This window comes from Polynucleobacter sp. JS-JIR-5-A7 (genome assembly GCF_018687935.1).
GTDB lineage: Bacteria > Pseudomonadota > Gammaproteobacteria > Burkholderiales > Burkholderiaceae > Polynucleobacter.
The window spans coordinates 638,863-658,579 of the sequence record NZ_CP061308.1; the positions used below are offsets into that span (position 1 = coordinate 638,863).

Below are 19,717 nucleotides of genomic sequence, written 5' to 3' on the forward strand. Positions count from 1 at the left end.
TGCTTGAGGATAAGGGCCATGCCCTGCTTCTGTGAGATCTTCTTATTTAACTGACTTATCTAGCTGGAAGCTTACTGGCGCATCTTCATCGACTTTGCTCGTCGAGTTATCTGATTTATTTTCTTCGCCAGTGAAATTGAAATCCTGACTTTGTACGATTGCGGCAGGTTTATCTAAGAGAGTAGTGACTAGCGCTGGGAAAGCCATCACTACGACAACCATCATGAGTTGCAGTCCCACCCATGGCAATGCACCCCAATAAATATCACTACTTTTTACCTCTTTTGGTGCTACACCTCTGAGATAGAAGAGCGCAAAGCCAAAAGGAGGGTGCATAAAAGAAGTTTGCATATTCACGCACAGCATCACACCAAACCAAACTAGAGCTGCACTTGCTGCGGCTTGTGGATTCCCATTCATTGAGTCGAGCAATACGGGTGAGAGCAACTTGACTGCTACCGGGGCAAGCAAGGGCACCACAATAAAGGCGATTTCGAAGAAGTCTAGGAAGAACGCTAAGAAAAACACAAAAAGGTTTACAACAATCAGAAAGCCAATCCAGCCACCGGGCAGACTTGAAAAAAGTTCCTCAACCCAGCGACCCCCATCGACCCCTTGAAAGACTACTGAGAAACAAGTCGAGCCAATCAAAATGAAGACCACCATCGCTGTAATCCGCATGGTGTTTTGATAGGCCTCTTGAATGAGCCCTTTGAGATTGGGAATATTTGCGCGTCGTATCCAGGCGAGTAACAATGCACCCATCGCACCCATAGCGCCTGATTCTGTAGGAGTAGCAATCCCAGTCATGATGGTGCCAAGCACCAAGAAGATGAGTACTGCTGAAGGAATGATGCCCAAGAGGCATTTTTTCCAGAGAGACCAGCCCTTAAGCGTCAACTCACCCTCAGGGGCGGGTGGCAAATCACCTGGACGAATGCGTGCCAAGAAAAAAGTGTAAAGAGCAAATAAGGCAATTTGTAAAAGCGAAGGCCCCCATGCACCTAGATACATACTGCCCACATCTGCACTACCGCTTTGGGTTTTGAGTTGATCGGCTAAAACAATCAGAACTAGCGACGGGGGAACAAGTTGGGTAATCGTTCCAGAAGCCGCTAAAACACCCGTAGCGTAGCGCATGTTGTATCCGTAACGCATCATCACTGGCAAAGAGATCATCGCCATAGCGATCACCTGAGCCGCTACAGTGCCCGTAATTGCTCCCAAAATAAAGCCGACAATGATCACGGAATATCCTAGGCCTCCACGTACTCTGCCAAAGAGCTGCCCCATCGAGTCCAGCATTTCTTCGGCGAGGCCACAGCGTTCAAGGATCGCACCCATAAAGGTAAAGAAGGGGATTGCTAGAAGAAGATCATTGGCTAGAACACTGCCGAAGATACGCTGAGGAATAGCTTGTAAAAAAGCCATACCAAAAAAGCCTTCGCTCATGGCGATGAGGGAGAAGAATAAACCAGCCGCCATTAATGAGAATGCCACCGGAAAGCCAATCAACATAAAGATGACTAGACCGCCAAACATCAAGGGAGGCATCCATTCTAGGGAGATCATTGCATGGGCTTGTCGTAATGGAGATCTTCAACTGGCAAGATCATCTTCCCCCTGAGTGCACCGATGCGTTTGATCATTTCAGATAAGCCTTGCAGGCTCAACATAAAAAAACCAAAGGGCACAATCAATTTAATGGGGTAACGCGCAAGACCACCGGAGTTCATCGAATGTTCCATCACTAACCAGGATGGATAGAAGAGGGTAGTCCACGAGAGCCAAGTAAATAGCAGGCAGGCAGGCATTAAAAAAAACGTCAAACCAAAAAGATCTACCCAGAGTCGACCCCGATCTGAGAGTTGGGAGTAAATCAGATCAACCCGGACATGCTCATTACGCTTCAAGGTGTATGAAGTACCCAACATGACTGCAGCAGCAAACAAGTACCACTGTAATTCGAGTGGCCAGTTATTGCTGATATCAAGACCATAGCGGAGTAATGCGTTTGCCGCGGAGACTACACAAGACAATAGAATCATGATGCTAGCGGCCTTGCCTAGCAATTGATTAACGCGATCAATACCCGAAGAGAGTTTGGACCAAAACCCCATGTGATCTAGAGATCTGCACGGCCTCGCTTAATGGCAGCGAGTACTTGTGTGGGTGCCGTACCACCAGCATGCTGGCGAGATTGCACAGAGCCATCAACAGTGAGCAATGCAAAGACATCATCGCCAATGAGCTCTGGGCGATTATCTAAGCCACAAGCAAAGCGCAGTTCAGACAAGCTCAGATCAGTCAGCATGCAGTTTCTGCCAACGCAAGCTTTCACGGCGTGTGCAACAGCTTCATGGGCATCGCGGAAGGCTAAGCCTTTCTTCACCAAGTAGTCAGCTAAGTCGGTAGCAGTTGCAAAACCTTCTTCAGCAGCAGCTTTCATCACATCAGCCTTGACTTCAATATGGGGAACCATATCAGCAAAGATGCGTAAGGTATCTTGCACAGTGTCAACTGCATCAAATAAAGGCTCTTTGTCTTCCTGATTGTCTTTGTTATATGCCAAAGGCTGACTCTTCATTAGCGTCAATAAAGAAATCAAGTCACCATAGACGCGACCCGTTTTACCCCGTGCTAATTCTGGAACATCAGGGTTTTTCTTTTGCGGCATGATTGAGCTTCCTGTGCAGAAGCGATCTGGTAAATCGATAAAGCCAAAGCGTGGGCTCAGCCAAAGCACAAGCTCCTCTGATAGGCGAGAAACATGCATCATTAAAATAGATGCAAAAGCACAGAACTCAATCGCAAAGTCACGATCTGACACCGCATCTAAAGAGTTATTGCAGATACCGTCAAAACCGAGAGTCTTGGCAACTTGCTCGCGATCAATCGGATAGGTAGTGCCAGCTAATGCAGCGGCACCGAGAGGTAAGCGGTTAAAGCGAGCGCGTAAATCTGCCAGGCGACTTGCATCACGACTAAACATTTCGTAATAAGCCATCAAGTGATGACCAAAGGTAATGGGCTGGGCTACTTGAAGATGAGTATGACCCGGCATGATGGTGCCAGCATGCTTTTCTGCAAGATCCAATAGGGCGGTACGCAAGGTTTTTAAAGTGGCAGCAATCTCATCTACACTGCCACGCAACCACAAGCGCAAATCAGTAGCTACTTGATCGTTCCGCGAGCGACCGGTATGCAGGCGCTTACCTGCATCACCGACAAGCTCCGTTAGGCGGGCTTCAATATTAAGGTGGACATCTTCTAGGGCCAATTGCCAGTGAAATTCACCGGCCTCAATCTCACTTTTAATCTGAGCCATCCCTTTTTGAATGTCAGCTAAATCCTGGGCGCTGATGATCTTTTGGGCTGCTAGCATTTGGGCGTGAGCCAAGGAACCTGCGATATCGACCATCGCAAAGCGTTGATCAAAGCCAATAGAGGCTGTATAACGTTGAACAAGTTCGTCAACCGGTTCAGCAAAACGGGCCGACCAAGCTTGGGCTTTGTTGGCTAGGGAATTTTTGGATGAGCTCATAAACACAGTATATTGGTGTAGGTCTTTAATTATTTTAAATGTTATGTCCCAAAACTTAAATTCTGTATCCCCTTCAAGTGCTCTGGAAGCCCCAAAGCGTCTAGTTATCGCCTCCCGTGAAAGTCGTCTGGCTATGTGGCAAGCCGAACACGTGCGAGATTGCCTCAAAAAGCTCTATCCTGGCTGCGACGTGCAGATTCTGGGGATGACCACTCGGGGAGACCAAATTTTGGATCGAGCCCTCTCTAAAGTGGGTGGCAAGGGCCTTTTCGTCAAAGAATTAGAAACTGCCCTCGAAGATGGAAGAGCAGATTTAGCGGTACATTCCCTCAAAGATGTACCGATGGTGATGCCTGAGGGATTCGATCTATCTTGTGTGATGGCTAGAGAAGATGCCCGTGATGCCTTCGTATCGAATGATTATGCAAGCCTGGAAGATCTTCCAAAAGGTGCTGTTGTAGGCACCTCGAGTTTACGTCGCGAATCCGTACTCCGCGCTAAATTTCCTGATTTAGAAATTCAACCTTTACGTGGCAACTTAGATACGCGTATGAGTAAGTTGGATCGTGGCGAGTATCAAGCCATTATTTTGGCTGCAGCAGGATTAAAGCGCTTAGGTCTAGAAAATCGTATTCGTGCTTGTCTTCCGTACGATCCCTACACACCAGCCGCTGGGCAAGGTGCTTTAGGAATTGAGACGCTAAGTAGTCATCCTAATATCAAGCAATGGTTGTCGCCACTCAATGACCTGCCAACCCTATATGCTGTCTCAGCAGAACGCATGGTCTCGCGTCAGTTAGGCGGTTCTTGTGAAGTACCCTTGGCAGCGCATGCCGTATGGGATCAGAACCAAATGCAAATTCGGTCTTTTGTCGCCAGCACCGATGGCAAAGCAATTTGTTTGGCCAATGGCAATGCATCGGTTCAGTCAGTGGAAGATGCCGAAGCTTTGGGGCTTGCGGTTGCAAAAGATTTACTCGCTCAGGGCGCTGCTGATTTAATTCCAAACATCCCAAAATAAAATTCGATCAATAGTTGCGATGAGCACAAAAACGATTGTGATCACCAGGCCGAGCGGTCAAGCTCGCCAGTTGATCGAAGTGCTCACCCAAACTATCGAGAAGAGCGGGATTGCTAAGCGAAGTCTGCCAGAAATCGTTGCACTTCCTTTGTTAACGATTGTTCCTAAGGATGATGAGCAGCTTGCTGACCACATCGCTAGCACCTTAAAAGATGCTGACTTGGCAATCTTTGTTAGCCCTAATGCCGTTGAATCTGTCATGCGTTTGCTTGAGCGGGACTGGCAAGACTTTTCTAAGAAGATTATTCCGATTGGCGTCATGGGTGGAAGTAGTGCTTTAGCCCTCAGGAACCATGGCATTGGGTCAGAAGCAAATCCGACCCCTGTGTTGATGCCGAAAAATAATGAGCAATGGGATTCAGAAGGATTGTGGCAAGAACTGCAAGGGCTGCAGTGGGATTGGTCCAACAAGAAGGTTGTGATTTTTAAGGGTGAGGGTGGCCGCGATTGGCTGGCAGAGACCCTCAAAAAGTCTGGCGCAAGAGTAGAAGCCATCTCTACATACACTCGTGTGCCCTTGGATACTCATAATCCCGCATGGCACGCCATACAGCAAATGGACGTTTCTAAATCTCTTTGGCTGTTAACCTCATCTGAGGCAGTACGTTATCTTGGCCAAGTGATGAAGGATCAATTGGTGCAGGGCTTGCAAAGTGCTAGCGCCTTATGTCCGCATCACAATATCGCTGATGCAGCCAAAGCCATTGGCTTTGGTGAAGTGTTAACTACCGAGTCAGGCGATGAAGCCTTAATTAAGGCCACATTAGCATGGATCACGATTTCGTAGTTGAGTAGTTGAGCAGGGCTGGTAAGAAAATTTCGTTCACCAAAATTGGGTGACCCTTTAAACGATAAAGGGTACGCCGTGCCCACAACGGTGAGCTCAGACCAACATGACTCTTCGAGCATTTTTTCCATAGAGCACTGCTTTTATCTAAGCGAGCAATATCGCGAGCAGGCTTTACTTTCGAGTGCATGCGCGTTTTCGCAAAGAGCACTGCACCTAATGGCTTTGTTCCTAAGCGCAATACTGCATGATTGCTACCACTCGCACTGAAAGTAGGGATGATGCTATGCGCCATGACGAGAGGAATATTATTCACGCAGAGTAAAACCTCACGAACGCGACAGCGTCTGATTTTGAAATGAAAATAGCGACTCTCATCGCTATTTAAGGTTTGAGGACAATCACGCAAAACCTGAACTTGCAGTTTTTGACCAATCGCATCCTCAATTTTTTGGGTTAGAGACCCAGTGTCCCTTAGCCATGGTTGCCACTTTCGTGGCGCCCGATGAATTTGACCGGAACCGACTCGATTCCATGCAGAACGGAGACGATTGCGGTCAGTCATATTTAGCTACCGCTAAAGTTACGACGTTGGCCGCCAGACTTTGGTTTGGCAAAGCGTGGGCCGGCCGGACGTGCAGGACGGGAATCCGCAGCACGTGCAGGACGTGAATCCGCTGGGCGAGCTGGACGGGAGTCACCTGAGCGGCTTCCACTTGTATTACCGCCGCCACCGCCACCAAAGCGTGACTCAGAACGAGCGCCGGAGCCATAGCGACCACCGCCGCCTGAGCGATTACCGCCAAAGCCGCCGCCTGAGCGATTACCACCAGGGCGGCCACCGCCACCACCAAAGCTAGGCTTGGCTTGTGGCTCAAGACCTGCGATGACTGAAGCAACAATATCTTGTTGAGTAAAGCGTTCGATATTACGAATCTTGGCGCGATCGCGATGTTCAACCAAAGTGATTGCAACGCCATTACGACCAGCGCGACCTGTACGACCAATGCGGTGTGTATAGTCTTCAGGCTTCATTGGCAGACCAAAGTTAATTACGTGACTAATGCGTGGCACATCAATACCACGAGCCGCTACGTCGGTTGCTACCAAAATCTTGGTATGACCTTTACGAAGTGATTCGAGACGACGCATCCGCACAGCTTGAGGCATTGCACCGTGCAGGGCTGTAGCTTCGTAGCCATTAGCGCGCAAGGTATCAGCGATCTTTTCACTTTCTACTTGAGTGCTTGCAAACACAACCGCTTGATCCAAAGAGGCGTCAGCTAAAATATGCTCAAGGAGTTTGTGCTTGTGCGACATGCTGTCAGCCCAGTGCAACTTCTGCTCAATGTTGGCGTGCTTTTCACCGGCGTGAGCAAGTTCGATACGCTTAGCATCTGTAGTCAACTCGTTTGCTAAAGACATAATCTTAGGCGCAAAAGTTGCAGAGAACATCAAGGTTTGGTTGCGACCAGCACAACGTTTATCAATCGCTTCTAGATCATCAGCAAATCCCATGTCGAGCATGCGATCAGCTTCGTCAATCACGAGCTGCTTAACATCATCTAAACGAATTGCTTTGCTATCGCACAAGTCGAGCAAACGACCTGGGGTTGCAACAACTAGCAATGCACCTTTTAATGCTTGGATTTGTTTGCCGTAAGGCATACCACCCATGACAGTAGCGATGCGGATGCCTTTCATGCCACGAACTAAGTTCACTGCATCGGCGGCAACCTGTTGCGCTAACTCACGAGTAGGGCAGAGCACTAATACTTTAGGTTGTGCACGACCGGGTACAGGTGAATTATTTGGGTTGCTTTCAATCAGTTGATTAATTAAAGGCAATAAAAAGGCTGCGGTTTTACCGCTACCGGTTTGGCTGCTGACCAATAAGTCACCACCGGCTAAAGCAGCAGGGATAACCTGAGCTTGCACAGCAGTAGCTTGGGTGAAACCCAGTTCAGCAACGTTTTTAAGAAGTGGCGCCGCTAAGGCGAAATTCTGGAATTCAGTTCCAGTGCTCTTTGAGTCATTCGACTCAGGTTTAGTTTCTTTAGAAAAAGTCATGCTATTACACATCCCCTTAAAGGGATGTCTCCGTATGTTGCACCCATGGTTTTTTATAGGGTGCGATGGTCAAAGGCATCGACCATCAGACAAGCGGCAGCGCGTTTTTTTAACTTCGGTGTTTATAACTTCTAAACGATACGCTGAAATAGAGCTGGGGGGCGATGAATCATATTGCTTGAAAAAGCCTCTCATTATGGCAGTTTGAGACTGTGATTACAAGGGTTTTCCCGAATTAATTATGATGTTGTGATGGAATGGTTCGCATTAAGCCTCTTATCACCCTCAAATGCAGGAATCGTGGACTTCTCAAGTTATTTGCTTGGGACACTGCTCATCATCTTGCTACCTGGCCCTAATTCGCTTTATGTATTAACGATTGCAACGCAAAAGGGTTGGCGTGCTGGCGCTTGGGGTGCGCTTGGAATATTCATCGGCGATTTGGTGTTGATGAGCGCTGTGGCGCTAGGAGCCGCCTCACTCTTGATGTCTTCACCTTTACTGTTTCAGTGTGTACGCATCATCGGGGCAATCTATTTGGTTTGGTTGGGAATAGGTTTGCTACGAAGCGGGCAACAGCGCTGGACGACGCAATCGCATTCAAAAGTATTTGAGATTCAAGCGCGCTTAATGCAATTACATCCACTACTCGCTGCACTCTCACTTTCTTTAACAAACCCTAAAGCAATCTTTTTCTTTATCGCTTTCTTCTCGCAATTTATTCGGCCAGATTTTGCACATCCAGCCCTGACTTTTATTTACCTTGCAACGGTTCTGCAGATGATGAGCATGACCCATCTAACAGGGCTGATCTTTATTGGGCAATTTTTCTCAAAGTATTTCAAGCATCACTACCGCTTTACTGCGGCAGTATGGATGCTTGCAGGCATCCTATTTATTGGATTTGCAATTCGTTTAATGGTTGACTGACTACTTTAAGCGACGCAACAACTGCTCCACTTTTTTTCCATGAGGCGGACGCACAGCTTGAGTACCTTTTAAGAGGCTTGTGCCAAACAGCCCACGCACTTGAAGAATTGGTTTTTGGTGACTAAAGGTATCAAAGCCTGCTTTACCGTGATAGCTGCCCATGCCGCTAGCCCCCACGCCTCCAAAAGGTAAGGAATCAACGGTGGCATGCAAGAAGACATCGTTAATAGTGATGCCACCAGAGCGCGTATTCTCTATCATTTGCTGCAAATGCTTTTTGTTTTTACCAAACCAGTACAAGGCTAAAGGGTTCGGTGTGCTATTGACATAAGCGATAGCTGCTACAGTATCGGCTACAGTGATGATTGGCAAAATCGGGCCAAAAATTTCTTCGTGCAGTACCCGAGCATCATGAGGAACATCAATTAAAGCAAGGGGTTCAAAGCGTCTTCCACCTGCAGCGGGATTATTTAATAGCGGGATGACTTTTGCGCCACGCTCCACGGCATCACTAACAAGGTGCTGCCAACGCTCTAGCTGGGCATCATCAATCGGGCCAGTCAGCTCTTCTGGGTTACTAAATTGAGTCTGTGCTGCTGCTTGCAGTTCTTGAATGAACTCAGCCTGACTGCTACTTTCAATGAGAACATAGTCGGGCGCAATACAAGTTTGACCGCTATTGAGCAACTTGCCATAAGCAATCGCTGCAGCAGTGTCCTTAAGTTTTGCAGAGGTATCAACAATGGCAGGAGTCTTGCCGCCAAGTTCTAGTGTCACTGGTGTTAGGTTTTCTGCAGCTGCGCGCATCACTTTTTTGCCTATAGCCTCTGATCCGGTAAACAATAAATGGGCAAATGGTAGAGCGGCAAATGGTTCCGCTACATCAGAACCGCCAGTGCTGACGCAAAATTCACTAGGGTGAAAGTATTCTTGAATTAAGCCTGCCAAAAATCCAGAGGTACGTGAGCTCCGTTCGGAGGGCTTTAGCCAAACGCGATTACCAGCAGCTAATGCAGCAATAGCGGGAAGAAGAGCTAACTGTATTGGGTAGTTCCAAGGGCTCATAATGCCAACAACGCCAATCGATTGGTTTTCTAGCCAAGCCTCTGAAGAGCCCATATACCAGGGTGTTTCCATGGGTACTGGTCTCATCCAGTGTTTTAGATGCTTGCGACTGTATTTACAGGCTTGATACACCATCTGAAATTCAGCTAGGCGAGTTTCGATCGGATGGCGAACGCCAAAATCAGCGATCAAGGCCTTGCATAGCTTTTCTTCATTGGCCGCAATCATTTTTTCAATTCGACCAATGCGCTCGAGCCTCACTTCTAGGGTGGGGTTAGGTTCAGCTGCGTAGGCTGCTTTGATTTCATCAAACTGGATAGTGAAGCGATTCATAGCGGATTAATAGTTGGCAAACATGTAAATAAGGTATTAGGATAAAGCCATGACTGAAATTACTGATAAAAACCCACCTTCCTTAGAGCGAGCAACCCTGGGCGGAGGATGTTTTTGGTGTCTTGAGGCTGTTTACCAGCAGATTCAAGGCGTGAACAGTGTCGTCTCGGGCTACGCTGGGGGCGCTAGACCCAACCCCTCTTATGAATCCATTTGCACAGGTGTCACAGGCCATGCAGAAATTGTTGATATTCAATTTGATCCCCAGGTAATCTCTTTCAGAGATCTACTGGAAATCTTCTTTGTGATTCACGACCCTACCACCTTGAACTATCAAGGTAATGATCGTGGGACGCAATATCGTTCGGTGATTTTTACCCATAGTGACGAGCAGACCAAGATTTCTCATGAGGTCGTGCAAGAGTTGGAGAATTCTAAAGTTTATGCGGATCCGGTCGTGACGCAAATTGATGATGCGCCAACAATTTACCCGGCTGAAGATTATCACCAGAACTATTTCCAGCAACATCCCCATCAAGGGTATTGTGCTGCTGTGGTTGCACCAAAGTTGGCGAAATTTAGAGCGAAATTTAAATCACTGATTGCGCCAAAGTATGCTTAATCGCTAAGGTGCTTAAGGCGCAAGGCGATTGATTTTCCAATTGCTGCCATCGCGCTTGTAATGAATGCGATCGTGCAGCCTAGAAGGACGCCCTTGCCAAAATTCAATCTCGGTTGGGTTTAGGCGATAACCACCCCAGTGCTCAGGGCGTGGAGGTTTATCACCAAATTCAGACTTGAAGCGTTTTTCAGCTTCTTCTAAAAACTCTCGGTTTGGAATAGCGGTGCTTTGGGGGGAAGCCCAGGCACCAATCCGAGATGCTGGAGGGCGAGAATGGAAATACTGATCACTTTCCTCTGGGCTAACGCGCTCGACAACTCCCTGAATGCGGACTTGGCGTTCTAACTCATGCCAATGAAAGAGGAGTGCGGCTTGAGGGCGTACAGCAAGCTCTTTACCCTTTTGGCTTTCATAATTAGTAAAAAAGGTAAAGCCATTTTCGTCGGCACCTTTTAGTAAGACAATACGGGCAGAGGGATTTCCGGCTTTATCGGCGGTAGCTAAGGTCATGGAATTGGGTTCAGGACACTCTGCTGTGATGGCCTGGTTAAACCAAAGCTGAAACAGCGGCAAAGGATTGCGTGGAACCTCAGATTCTGAAAGCTGACCAAAGGTGTAGTTTTTACGGAGTTGAGCAATAGAGTCCATTTATTCAGTATAAAGAGAAGCTATGGCAGAAGACAAGATTGAAAACGTGGATGAAGGTAGTGTTGAAGAGCGCCGCTTCGGAGGGGTTTCTAGACTCTATGGATCTGAGTTGCGTGTCCGCTTTCAGAATGCCACTGTTGTAGTAGCGGGCCTTGGTGGCGTGGGATCTTGGGCCGCAGAAGCGCTGGCACGAACTGGCATTGGCCATTTAGTACTGGTCGATTTTGATCATATTGCAGAGAGTAATACCAATCGTCAGTTACATGCATTCGATGGTCAGTATGGCAAGGCTAAAGTCGAAGCAATGACCCAACGTATTTTGCAAATCAATCCTGAAATTCAACTAACTGCCTGTGATGAATTTTTAGAGCCAGAGAATCTCGACCGCATTATTCCTTTGAATGCTTATGTTTTGGATGCTACTGATTCAGTGCAAACCAAAATTGCACTCTCAGTTTGGGCTCGAAAAAATCAGCGCGCTTTAGTCATGTGTGGTGCAGCAGGCGGCAAAACTGATCCTACTTCGGTACGCTGTGATGATTTATCCCGCACTGAACAAGATGCTTTGCTAGCCAAAGTACGCCAAGGCTTACGGCAGGACCATGGTTTCTCTAGAAACCTAAAACACCAGATTGGTATTCGAGCCATCTACTCTCATGAACCTCGTGCTGGTGCTAGTACCGGCGGATTGGCTTGTTCTGGTTACGGCTCAACTGTCATGGTTACGGCCGCTTGCGGTTTAGCTGCCGCTGCAGAGATCCTAAATCTGATCGGTCAACATCAAAATTAATGGCATTGACCAGTTAGTTCAGAAAAATTCCTATAAATCCTTAAGGGGATTCCCTGTAGGAAATTACTGATTCTGTTGCAGTCATATCCAGCAAACGAATCTGATGCCTCATGATTTAAAAGCAATTTATATTTGCTGAGTATTTACTTTTGATCATTTAGTCACTTTAGTTATTTTTATCCCCTAGTGCAGATGACAAGTCCTCCCTAGACTTTGCTTCGTTGGTAAACCGCCAACGACAAATCGAAAGGAGGTCTCTTTTGCAGACTGAACAAACCGGCTTGAAACGCCACCTTAAAGTAAGGCACATTCGTTTAATGGCCTTGGGTTCAACGATTGGCGTTGGATTATTTCTGGGATCTGCGAGTGCAATACAAATCGCTGGACCCTCCATTCTCTTGGGATATCTACTTGCCGGAATCGTGGCATTCATCGTATTGCGCACTCTGGGTGAGATGGCGGTGCATGAACCTGTGGCAGGCTCTTTTGCTGCTTACGCCAATAACTATGTTGGACCACTAGCGGGGTATATGGTGGGTTGGGGTTATTGGACCTACTGGATTGTGGTCGGAATCGCCGAGGTCACAGCAGTTGGGATCTATATGGGGATCTGGTTTCCAGAGATACCTCAATGGGTTTGGGCGTTATCGTCGATCGTCATGATGGGTCTGATCAATCTCATTGCCGTAAAAATATTTGGTGAGTTTGAGTTTTGGTTTGCGCTCATTAAGGTGGTAGCCATTGTGGCGATGATCACATTGGGTGGATCAGTCATTCTCTTTGGCTTTACGAATGATTGGCAGCCAATCGGCCTGAGTAATCTTTGGCAGCATGGTGGTTTCTTCCCTAATGGCATTAGCGGTATGCTGCTCTCTTTGCAAATGGTCTTATTTGCATACGTTGGCATCGAGATGATTGGTCTTTCTGCTGGAGAGGCGGAGAATCCGAAGAAAACGATACCCATGGCGATTGACTCTTTAGCTTGGCGCATCCTCATTTTCTATATGGGTGCGATCTTGGTTATCTTAGCGATCTTTCCATGGAATGAGGTAGGTCAGCAGGGCAGTCCATTTGTGGTGATGTTTGAGCGGATCGGCTTACGCGAGGCAGCCGGATTGATCAACTTCGTAGTGATCACTGCGGCTCTCTCATCATGCAATGCTGGCATCTTCAGCGGTGGTCGCCTTTTGTATGCTTTGTCTTCAAACGGCTATGCCCCAGCGTCTTTTGCCAAGCTCTCAAAGTATGGTGTGCCGCATCGTGCGGTGATAGTAACTGTGGCAGTTTGTATGTCAGGCGTAGTACTGAACTACTTTGTGCCTGATAAGGCCTTCCAATACATCATGGCAGCGGTCACCTTTGTGGGCTTGATGGTATGGATTGCCATCTTGTTTACCCAAATGAAGTTCCGTCGCTCTTTAAGCAAAGCGCAAGTAGCTGAATTGGGTTACCGCGCACCTTGGTGGCCTTATTCCTCATGGTTTGCTCTGGCATTTATTTTCTTAGTAGTAGTGCTGATGGGCTTTCATGAAGATGCGCGCATGGCCTTGATATTAGGTCCATGTCTATTAGGGGTGTATCTCGCGATGTTTTACATCGTTGGCTTGCACCGTAAAACAAAAAATAGTCGTCAATTTAAATAACAGGAGATAACAATGATTATTGGCGTTCCACAAGAAGTAAAAAATAATGAATTTAGGGTGGGCCTCACACCAGGTAATGTCAGTGGCTTATGTAAGCAAGGGCATTCGGTATTGATTCAAAGAGGTGCTGGGATGCAAATTGGTTTGAGTGATGAGTCCTATCGTATTGCAGGTGCTACTTTGATCAACAGTGCAGCAGAAGTATTTCAGAAGGCAGAGATGATTGTGAAGGTGAAAGAGCCCCAGCCACAAGAATGTGCCATGCTGCGTGAGGATCAAATTTTATTTACCTATTTACATCTCGCGCCAGATCCAGCCCAAACCAAAGCCTTATTAGCATCCGGCGCGACATGTATTGCTTATGAGACGGTTACCGCCATGAATGGTGCTTTGCCTTTACTTGCTCCCATGAGTGAAGTAGCAGGACGAATGTCGATTCAGGCTGCAGCTTCCCATTTAGAAAAAACCCATGGTGGTTTGGGAGTATTGATGGCAGGTGTACCTGGTGTCTCGCCGGCTAAGATTGTGATTTTGGGTGGTGGAGTAGTCGGTCGCAATGCTTTACAAATGGCAGTAGGTATGGGCGCAGATGTCTGCATCTTCGATCGCGATATTGATCGCCTGCGTCAGATTGATATGTTCTATGGCAATCGCGTACGCACTTTTTATTCTGATAGTTTGTTAATTGAACAAGAAGTGTGTGAGGCTGATGTGGTGATTGGCGCCGTTCTTTTGCCAGGTGCTGCTGCACCTAAACTGGTGACACGAGAGATGGTCAAGAAAATGAAAGCAGGTGCGGTGATTGTGGATGTTGCGATTGACCAGGGCGGTTGCTTTGAAACATCGAAACCGACCACTCATGCAGATCCGACCTTCCTGGTGGATGGAGTACTGCATTACTGCGTAGCCAATATGCCAGGTGCAGTCGCAAGGACATCTACCTTTGCATTAACCAATGCAACCTATCCTTTTGTAGAGGCGTTAGCTAATCGTGGGGTGGTGAAGGCATTATCGATTGACCATCACCTACGCAATGGCTTGAGTGTTCATAAAGGTGTTTTGACTTCTCAGCCTGTCGCACAGGCTCAGGGTCTTGACTTTGCTCTTGCGGAGGAGCTCTTTGTAGTCTAGTCACCTGAAGGATTTACACTGGCTAGATACTTACTCATTAAAGCCACAAGATCCATGGATGTTTCAGCCTTAACCCTCTCCGCTGGTGTAGTTGCATTAGCGGAGATGGGTGACAAAACCCAATTACTTTCTTTAATGCTTGCTGCTCGCTACCCTAGGCAAGCACTAGCCATCATTGCAGGTATTTGTATTGCCACGATTGCAAACCATGCCTGTGCTGCCTTACTTGGACACTGGCTGATGACTCTGGTTTCTCCAGATGTGATGCGTTGGATTTTGGGCGCCAGTTTTTTAGGGATTGGTTTATGGCTTTTGGTTCCCGATCATATTGATGATGCGGCAGATTCTAAAGTGGCCGATCGTGCGCTTCAGGTATTGATGCTGACGGTTGTCCTATTCTTCTTGGCTGAGATGGGAGATAAGACGCAAATTGCAACTATTGCTTTGGGTGCTCGATATGAGGATGTGGTTTCGGTAACGATCGGCACTACATTGGGGATGATGTTGGCTAATGCCCCAGCGGTATGGATTGGTCAGAAATTTACCCAACGTATGCCAATCAAATGGGTGCATGCTGTTGCAGCAATCACGTTTATTGCTATTGGTGTGGCCACTCTGGCATGGAGTTAAGCTAATCCTCTACATTGGGGGCCTCTCGACTTAAAATAGTCAGATGAAAACTGATCTGTCTCAGAGCTTTCGTCGGCTCGAATATCTTCCCCCCGTATATACCTTTGACCAAGTTGAGTTGGATATTGCTTTAGATCCCGCCCGCACGATCGTGAAAAGCAAAATCGAAGTATTACCAGGCAAAAGTTTTGAACCTGGCGTACCTTTAGTGTTGGTTGGTCAGGAGTTGGAGTTTGTGAGTTTGCGGATCAATGGCACAGCGCATCGCCATTTTGAACTCACCCCAGAAACTTTGAGCATTCATTCTTTGCCAAATGAAGGTAAAGATAAATTCATTGTTGAAATTATTTCAGTGTGTGTTCCCAATAAGAACACCAGCCTCATGGGACTATATGTTTCGAATGGGAACTTCTTTACGCAATGTGAAGCAGAAGGCTTTCGGAAGATTACTTATTTCTTAGATCGCCCTGATGTGATGGCGCGTTATCGTGTGACTCTGCGAGCGCGTGAAGCTGAATGCCCTGTACTCCTTTCAAATGGCAATTTATTAAAAGAAGAGAAGTTACCCAACGGTTGGCATAGCGCAAGCTGGGAAGATCCATTTCCAAAACCCTCTTATTTATTTGCCTTAGTTGCTGGCAAGTTGGAGTGCATCGAAGAAACCATCACTACTAGCAGTGGTGCCAGAAAGTTATTACAGATCTGGGTTGAACCGCATGATCTGAAGAAGACCCGTCATGCAATGGATTCATTGATTGCCTCGATTCATTGGGATGAAAAGCGCTTTGGTTTGGAGTTAGATCTTGAGCGTTTCATGATTGTTGCAGTAGGTGACTTCAATATGGGTGCGATGGAGAACAAGGGCTTGAATATCTTCAATACCAAGTTTGTTCTAGCTCAAGCTGAAACTGCAACAGACGCTGACTTTGCCAATATTGAAAGCGTTGTAGCCCATGAGTATTTTCATAACTGGACCGGTAATCGGGTGACCTGCCAAGACTGGTTTCAACTTTCCCTCAAAGAAGGCTTAACTGTCTTTAGAGATCAAGAGTTCTCGGCAGATCAAATGGGTACTGAGTCTGGTAGGGCGGTTAAACGTATCGAAGACGTGAGATTGCTACGTCAATTGCAATTTCCAGAGGATGCGGGTCCGATGGCTCATCCCATTCGCCCAGACGAGTATCAGGAGATTAATAACTTCTATACCGTTACCGTATATGAAAAGGGTTCAGAGGTTGTCCGAATGTATCAGACCTTGCTGGGCAGAGAAGGTTTTCGCAAGGGTATGGATTTGTATTTCAAGCGCCATGATGGACAGGCGGTCACTTGTGATGATTTCTTAGCGGCGATGGCTGATGCTAACGGCAAAGACCTCACTCAGTTCAGAAACTGGTATAGCCAAGCAGGTACGCCACGGGTGAAAGTGGCAGAGCACTATGATGCGGTCAATCATCAGTATCAACTCACTCTGACGCAAAGCTGTGCTCCAAGCCCTGGTCAGAATGAGAAAAAGCCATTTCATATTCCACTAAAGATCCGCTTGATTAATGCTGCCAATGATCAAACAGAGCAATTACTAGAGCTTACTGAACCAACTCAGTCGTGGACCTTTGACAATCTCACTGAGCGTCCCGTTCTATCTATTAATCGTAATTTCTCTGCGCCAATTAACATCGATTTTGAGCAAAGCGAGGTAGATCTCTTAACCTTATTCTCTGGCGATGATGATCCTTTTAATCGCTGGGAGGCGGGTCAAAAACTAGCCATGCAAATGATTTTGAACAAGCGCTTGCCTGATGCTGGTCTGATTGATGCTTACCGCAATCTATTGCTCGATCCCAATTTAGATCCTGCATTTAAAGAGCTTGCTTTGACCCTGCCTGCAGAGTCTTATTTATATGAACAGTGCGCTAGTGTAGATCCCCAAAAAATCTTTACTGCACGTCGTGCATTCCGAAGAGAAATTGCTAAGCAGTTGCAACTAGAGTGGGCTGCACTTTATCAGCAGAACCAAACGCCTGGATCATTTAAGTCTGATGCTCTTGATTCAGGAAAGCGTGCGCTCAAAAATCTCGCTCTCACTATGTTGCTTGAGGCCGATCCAAAGATTTGGGCGCCAATGGCAGCAAATCAATATCAAATTGCTGACAATATGACTGATCGTTATGCCGCATTGGCGACATTAGTCATTCATGGTGCTACGCCTGCCAATGATTGTTTGCATGATTTCTTTAGTCGCTTTGTAAACGATGCTCTGGTAATTGATAAGTGGTTTGCATTGCAATCGAGCCGTCCACCGGTTGATGGACTTGAGCAAACTCTTACTGATGTCAAACGTTTGCGTGAGCACCCAGCATTCAAGCTGAACAATCCAAATCGTGCACGTAGTGTGATTCATGCTTTTTGTGCCAACAATCCAGCAAGCTTTCATCAAGCCGATGGCAGTGGCTACGCTTTTTGGGTTGAAAGTGTCTTAGCTCTAGATCCCATCAATCCACAAGTTGCTGCGCGCCTCGCTAGAGCATTGGATCGCTGGCGCTTGTTTGCAGAGCCTTATCAAGGCAAGATGAAGACTGCCTTAGAGCGGGTGGCTGCATGCCCAACCCTCTCGCCAGATGTGCGCGAGGTCATTGGTAAGGCTTTGGGGGACTGATTTCTTATGACTTCGTTAGTGAAGTTGTTGGTTATAAGAAATACCAAGTTGGATCGCTAGTGACTCAAGGTGTTTATCAAGAGTCCAAATGAGTGCATTTTCTGATAGAAGAGTGGAGGCAAGCAGAGAGATGTCAATTGCACCGCATCCGGATTCATGAAGTTTATGCGTTTCAATAAACTGTAATATTTCTTCGGTAGTGGCTACAGTAGCTTGCTGCAGTTTTTTTAAATAATCTAGAGTTCTAGAGCGTGGCGACGGAGGAGATCCGCATGAAAGCTCAATCAAAATTAGAGGGTGGCATAGAATTCGATCATTTACTAACAAAGACGTAAATGATGGATTCAATTTTCTGAAGTGAGATACCCACACTGAGGTATCCGCTAAAACCATCGTCATGTTTATTGAGCACCATTGGATTTGCGCCGAGGAATGTTTTTCATTTGGGGCGCCTTACCCCCTAACGCAGCAAGTCGTTTAGCGATTTGTACCCGTACAAATACATTCATGGCTTCACGGAAAAGGTCTGCCTTATCCATGCCAGGATCAGCAAGATCTAGCCCGCTTTGATATAGGTCGTCATCAATGGTTACTGTAGTTCTCATGATTATTCTCATCAAATTTGATGTAAAACAACATCAATTTAGTCATCATATACGATGATTTTAGTCTTGAAAAGAGGAAAATTAGATCGAAAGCAAATAAGAACCTTCTTTTAGGTAAAACTTTCATTACAGGGCAAAATAGACCCTAATCTCAATAGCACCTTGGAGAAATCGCTTTGTCTTCCAGTACCCATACAAATTTCAAGCAATATCTAGCAACAACTAAATCTCAGGGCGTAGCAATTCCCGTTGGACTACAAGATTTGCTGGTTGCTGTTGTTAATACTTGTTCTACCTTAAGTCATGAAGTCGCTCAAGGAGCTTTAATTGGTTTATTAGGATCCGCAGGCACTGGTAATGTGCAAGGTGAAGTTCAGCAAAAGCTAGACATCATTGCCAACGATTTATTAATTGAGGGCGTTAAAGCTTGTAAGTCACTTGCTGGGCTGGCGTCTGAAGAAATGGAATTACCAGTGCCAGTGCAAGGTACCGGCGACTATCTTTTATTGTTTGATCCATTAGATGGCTCTTCCAACATCGATGTGAATGTGTCTATCGGCACGATCTTTTCAATTCTTAAAAAGCAAGATCCACAAGCGCCATTACAAACTACTGACTTTCTATTATCGGGTCGTCACCAAGTAGCGGCGGGTTATGTGGTGTATGGCCCTCAAACAACGATGGCTTTAACTTTGGGTGATGGCGTAGTGATGTTTACCTTAAATAAAGTGACCGGTGAGTTCTTGTTGATTAAAGATGCTGTCACGATTTCGCACTCTACTAAAGAATTTGCTATCAATATGTCTAATATGCGCCATTGGGCTGACCCAGTGCGCCGCTATGTAGAAGAGTGTTTAGCTGGTGTAGGTGGTGCGCGTGAAAAAGATTTTAATATGCGCTGGATTGCATCGATGGTGGCTGATGTGCATCGTGTTTTATCCCGTGGCGGTGTTTTTATGTACCCTTGGGATCAACGTGAGCCCCATAAACCTGGAAAATTGCGCTTAATGTATGAAGCTAATCCAATGAGCTTCTTGGTTGAACAAGCAGGTGGTGCGTCTACAAATGGTAAAGATCTGATTATGGATTTACAACCTACTGATTTGCATGAGCGTGTCTCCGTCATGCTGGGGTCTAAAGAAGAGATTGATCGCTTACAGCATTACCATGCATAAAGTGAATTAA

General features: G+C 46.6%; 18 protein-coding genes. 10 read left to right on the top strand and 8 right to left on the bottom strand.

The window, feature by feature from the left end; genetic code table 11:
* Window positions 1–42 precede the first annotated feature (42 nt).
* Genes AOC29_RS03330 through argH form a run of 3 tightly spaced genes read right to left on the bottom strand, consistent with a single transcriptional unit; the run spans window position 43 to window position 3,544 of the window.
* The gene (locus AOC29_RS03330) at window positions 43–1,572 is read right to left on the bottom strand and encodes a TRAP transporter large permease subunit (protein ID WP_215296624.1); all 1,530 of its coding nucleotides are present in this window, start codon (window positions 1,570–1,572) and stop codon (window positions 43–45) included.
* On the bottom strand, window positions 1,569–2,120 hold the full coding sequence (locus tag AOC29_RS03335; protein ID WP_215296625.1) for a TRAP transporter small permease subunit: 552 nt from the start codon (window positions 2,118–2,120) through the stop codon (window positions 1,569–1,571). The genes AOC29_RS03330 and AOC29_RS03335 overlap by 4 nt, the downstream gene beginning before the upstream one ends.
* 5 nt (window positions 2,121–2,125) lie before the next feature.
* Window positions 2,126–3,544 (bottom strand): argininosuccinate lyase, encoded by a 1,419-nt coding sequence (argH, locus tag AOC29_RS03340; RefSeq protein ID WP_215296626.1) that lies wholly within the window; start codon window positions 3,542–3,544, stop codon window positions 2,126–2,128.
* A 43-nt stretch (window positions 3,545–3,587) separates the two neighbouring features.
* Between argH and hemC the strand changes: the two genes are divergently transcribed.
* Window positions 3,588–4,565, top strand: coding sequence for a hydroxymethylbilane synthase (hemC, locus tag AOC29_RS03345; RefSeq protein ID WP_251370057.1), 978 nt, complete (start codon window positions 3,588–3,590; stop codon window positions 4,563–4,565).
* Window positions 4,566–4,584: 19 nt separating this feature from the next.
* Entirely contained in the window at window positions 4,585–5,412 is an 828-nt protein-coding gene (locus tag AOC29_RS03350) for a uroporphyrinogen-III synthase (protein ID WP_215296627.1), read from the top strand.
* On the opposite strand, the gene AOC29_RS03355 is transcribed toward AOC29_RS03350, so the two are convergent.
* Window positions 5,399–5,977 carry a chorismate lyase gene (locus tag AOC29_RS03355; protein WP_215296628.1) on the bottom strand — a complete coding sequence of 193 codons (579 nt, stop codon included), beginning with the start codon at window positions 5,975–5,977 and terminating at the stop codon, window positions 5,399–5,401. The genes AOC29_RS03350 and AOC29_RS03355 overlap by 14 nt on opposite strands.
* Before the next feature lie 2 nt (window positions 5,978–5,979).
* Window positions 5,980–7,482 carry a DEAD/DEAH box helicase gene (locus AOC29_RS03360; RefSeq protein WP_215296629.1) on the bottom strand — a complete coding sequence of 501 codons (1,503 nt, stop codon included), beginning with the start codon at window positions 7,480–7,482 and terminating at the stop codon, window positions 5,980–5,982.
* A 252-nt stretch (window positions 7,483–7,734) separates the two neighbouring features.
* On the opposite strand from AOC29_RS03360, the gene leuE reads away from it, so the two are divergent.
* Window positions 7,735–8,412 (top strand): leucine efflux protein LeuE, encoded by a 678-nt coding sequence (gene leuE, locus AOC29_RS03365; protein ID WP_215296630.1) that lies wholly within the window; start codon window positions 7,735–7,737, stop codon window positions 8,410–8,412.
* On the opposite strand, the gene AOC29_RS03370 is transcribed toward leuE, so the two are convergent.
* Window positions 8,413–9,810 (bottom strand): aldehyde dehydrogenase family protein, encoded by a 1,398-nt coding sequence (locus AOC29_RS03370; protein WP_215296631.1) that lies wholly within the window; start codon window positions 9,808–9,810, stop codon window positions 8,413–8,415.
* Window positions 9,811–9,859: 49 nt separating this feature from the next.
* Here AOC29_RS03370 and msrA point away from each other — a divergent pair, with 49 nt between their 5' ends.
* On the top strand, window positions 9,860–10,432 hold the full coding sequence (gene msrA / locus AOC29_RS03375) for a peptide-methionine (S)-S-oxide reductase MsrA (protein WP_215296632.1): 573 nt from the start codon (window positions 9,860–9,862) through the stop codon (window positions 10,430–10,432).
* A 12-nt stretch (window positions 10,433–10,444) separates the two neighbouring features.
* Here the strand turns inward: msrA and pdxH are convergent, their stop codons facing one another.
* Complete coding sequence (gene pdxH, locus AOC29_RS03380) at window positions 10,445–11,080, bottom strand: pyridoxamine 5'-phosphate oxidase (protein WP_215296633.1); 636 nt, start codon at window positions 11,078–11,080, stop codon at window positions 10,445–10,447.
* Between the two features lie 22 nt (window positions 11,081–11,102).
* Here pdxH and AOC29_RS03385 point away from each other — a divergent pair, with 22 nt between their 5' ends.
* The 5 genes from AOC29_RS03385 to pepN all read left to right on the top strand — a co-directional run bounded on the left by AOC29_RS03385 (window position 11,103) and on the right by pepN (window position 17,927).
* Window positions 11,103–11,870, top strand: coding sequence for a ThiF family adenylyltransferase (locus AOC29_RS03385; protein ID WP_215296634.1), 768 nt, complete (start codon window positions 11,103–11,105; stop codon window positions 11,868–11,870).
* A gap of 317 nt (window positions 11,871–12,187) precedes the next feature.
* Entirely contained in the window at window positions 12,188–13,513 is a 1,326-nt protein-coding gene (locus AOC29_RS03390; protein ID WP_305848924.1) for an amino acid permease, read from the top strand.
* A gap of 12 nt (window positions 13,514–13,525) precedes the next feature.
* Window positions 13,526–14,644: an alanine dehydrogenase gene (gene ald, locus AOC29_RS03395; protein WP_215296636.1), complete on the top strand. Its 1,119-nt coding sequence runs from the start codon at window positions 13,526–13,528 to the stop codon at window positions 14,642–14,644.
* 54 nt (window positions 14,645–14,698) lie between these two features.
* Window positions 14,699–15,274 (top strand): TMEM165/GDT1 family protein, encoded by a 576-nt coding sequence (locus AOC29_RS03400; protein ID WP_215296637.1) that lies wholly within the window; start codon window positions 14,699–14,701, stop codon window positions 15,272–15,274.
* A 43-nt stretch (window positions 15,275–15,317) separates the two neighbouring features.
* Window positions 15,318–17,927, top strand: a complete 2,610-nt coding sequence (gene pepN / locus AOC29_RS03405) for an aminopeptidase N (protein WP_215296638.1) — start codon at window positions 15,318–15,320, stop codon at window positions 17,925–17,927.
* A gap of 401 nt (window positions 17,928–18,328) precedes the next feature.
* On the opposite strand, the gene AOC29_RS03410 is transcribed toward pepN, so the two are convergent.
* Window positions 18,329–18,532, bottom strand: a complete 204-nt coding sequence (locus AOC29_RS03410; protein WP_215296639.1) for a type II toxin-antitoxin system VapB family antitoxin — start codon at window positions 18,530–18,532, stop codon at window positions 18,329–18,331.
* Window positions 18,533–18,708: 176 nt separating this feature from the next.
* Between AOC29_RS03410 and AOC29_RS03415 the strand changes: the two genes are divergently transcribed.
* Window positions 18,709–19,707: a class 1 fructose-bisphosphatase gene (locus AOC29_RS03415; RefSeq protein ID WP_215296640.1), complete on the top strand. Its 999-nt coding sequence runs from the start codon at window positions 18,709–18,711 to the stop codon at window positions 19,705–19,707.
* The last annotated feature ends 10 nt before the right edge of the window (window positions 19,708–19,717 follow it).

What these genes read in the sequence shown, in the direction of transcription:
- AOC29_RS03330 (WP_215296624.1), bottom strand. Translation starts at nt 1,572, where the DNA reads ATGATCTCCCTAGAATGGATGCCTCCCTTGATGTTTGGCGGTCTAGTC.
- AOC29_RS03335 (WP_215296625.1), bottom strand. Translation starts at nt 2,120, where the DNA reads ATGGGGTTTTGGTCCAAACTCTCTTCGGGTATTGATCGCGTTAATCAA.
- argH (WP_215296626.1), bottom strand. Translation starts at nt 3,544, where the DNA reads ATGAGCTCATCCAAAAATTCCCTAGCCAACAAAGCCCAAGCTTGGTCG.
- hemC (WP_251370057.1), top strand. Translation starts at nt 3,588, where the DNA reads ATGTCCCAAAACTTAAATTCTGTATCCCCTTCAAGTGCTCTGGAAGCC.
- AOC29_RS03350 (WP_215296627.1), top strand. Translation starts at nt 4,585, where the DNA reads ATGAGCACAAAAACGATTGTGATCACCAGGCCGAGCGGTCAAGCTCGC.
- AOC29_RS03355 (WP_215296628.1), bottom strand. Translation starts at nt 5,977, where the DNA reads ATGACTGACCGCAATCGTCTCCGTTCTGCATGGAATCGAGTCGGTTCC.
- AOC29_RS03360 (WP_215296629.1), bottom strand. Translation starts at nt 7,482, where the DNA reads ATGACTTTTTCTAAAGAAACTAAACCTGAGTCGAATGACTCAAAGAGC.
- leuE (WP_215296630.1), top strand. Translation starts at nt 7,735, where the DNA reads ATGGAATGGTTCGCATTAAGCCTCTTATCACCCTCAAATGCAGGAATC.
- AOC29_RS03370 (WP_215296631.1), bottom strand. Translation starts at nt 9,810, where the DNA reads ATGAATCGCTTCACTATCCAGTTTGATGAAATCAAAGCAGCCTACGCA.
- msrA (WP_215296632.1), top strand. Translation starts at nt 9,860, where the DNA reads ATGACTGAAATTACTGATAAAAACCCACCTTCCTTAGAGCGAGCAACC.
- pdxH (WP_215296633.1), bottom strand. Translation starts at nt 11,080, where the DNA reads ATGGACTCTATTGCTCAACTCCGTAAAAACTACACCTTTGGTCAGCTT.
- AOC29_RS03385 (WP_215296634.1), top strand. Translation starts at nt 11,103, where the DNA reads ATGGCAGAAGACAAGATTGAAAACGTGGATGAAGGTAGTGTTGAAGAG.
- AOC29_RS03390 (WP_305848924.1), top strand. Translation starts at nt 12,188, where the DNA reads ATGGCCTTGGGTTCAACGATTGGCGTTGGATTATTTCTGGGATCTGCG.
- ald (WP_215296636.1), top strand. Translation starts at nt 13,526, where the DNA reads ATGATTATTGGCGTTCCACAAGAAGTAAAAAATAATGAATTTAGGGTG.
- AOC29_RS03400 (WP_215296637.1), top strand. Translation starts at nt 14,699, where the DNA reads ATGGATGTTTCAGCCTTAACCCTCTCCGCTGGTGTAGTTGCATTAGCG.
- pepN (WP_215296638.1), top strand. Translation starts at nt 15,318, where the DNA reads ATGAAAACTGATCTGTCTCAGAGCTTTCGTCGGCTCGAATATCTTCCC.
- AOC29_RS03410 (WP_215296639.1), bottom strand. Translation starts at nt 18,532, where the DNA reads ATGAGAACTACAGTAACCATTGATGACGACCTATATCAAAGCGGGCTA.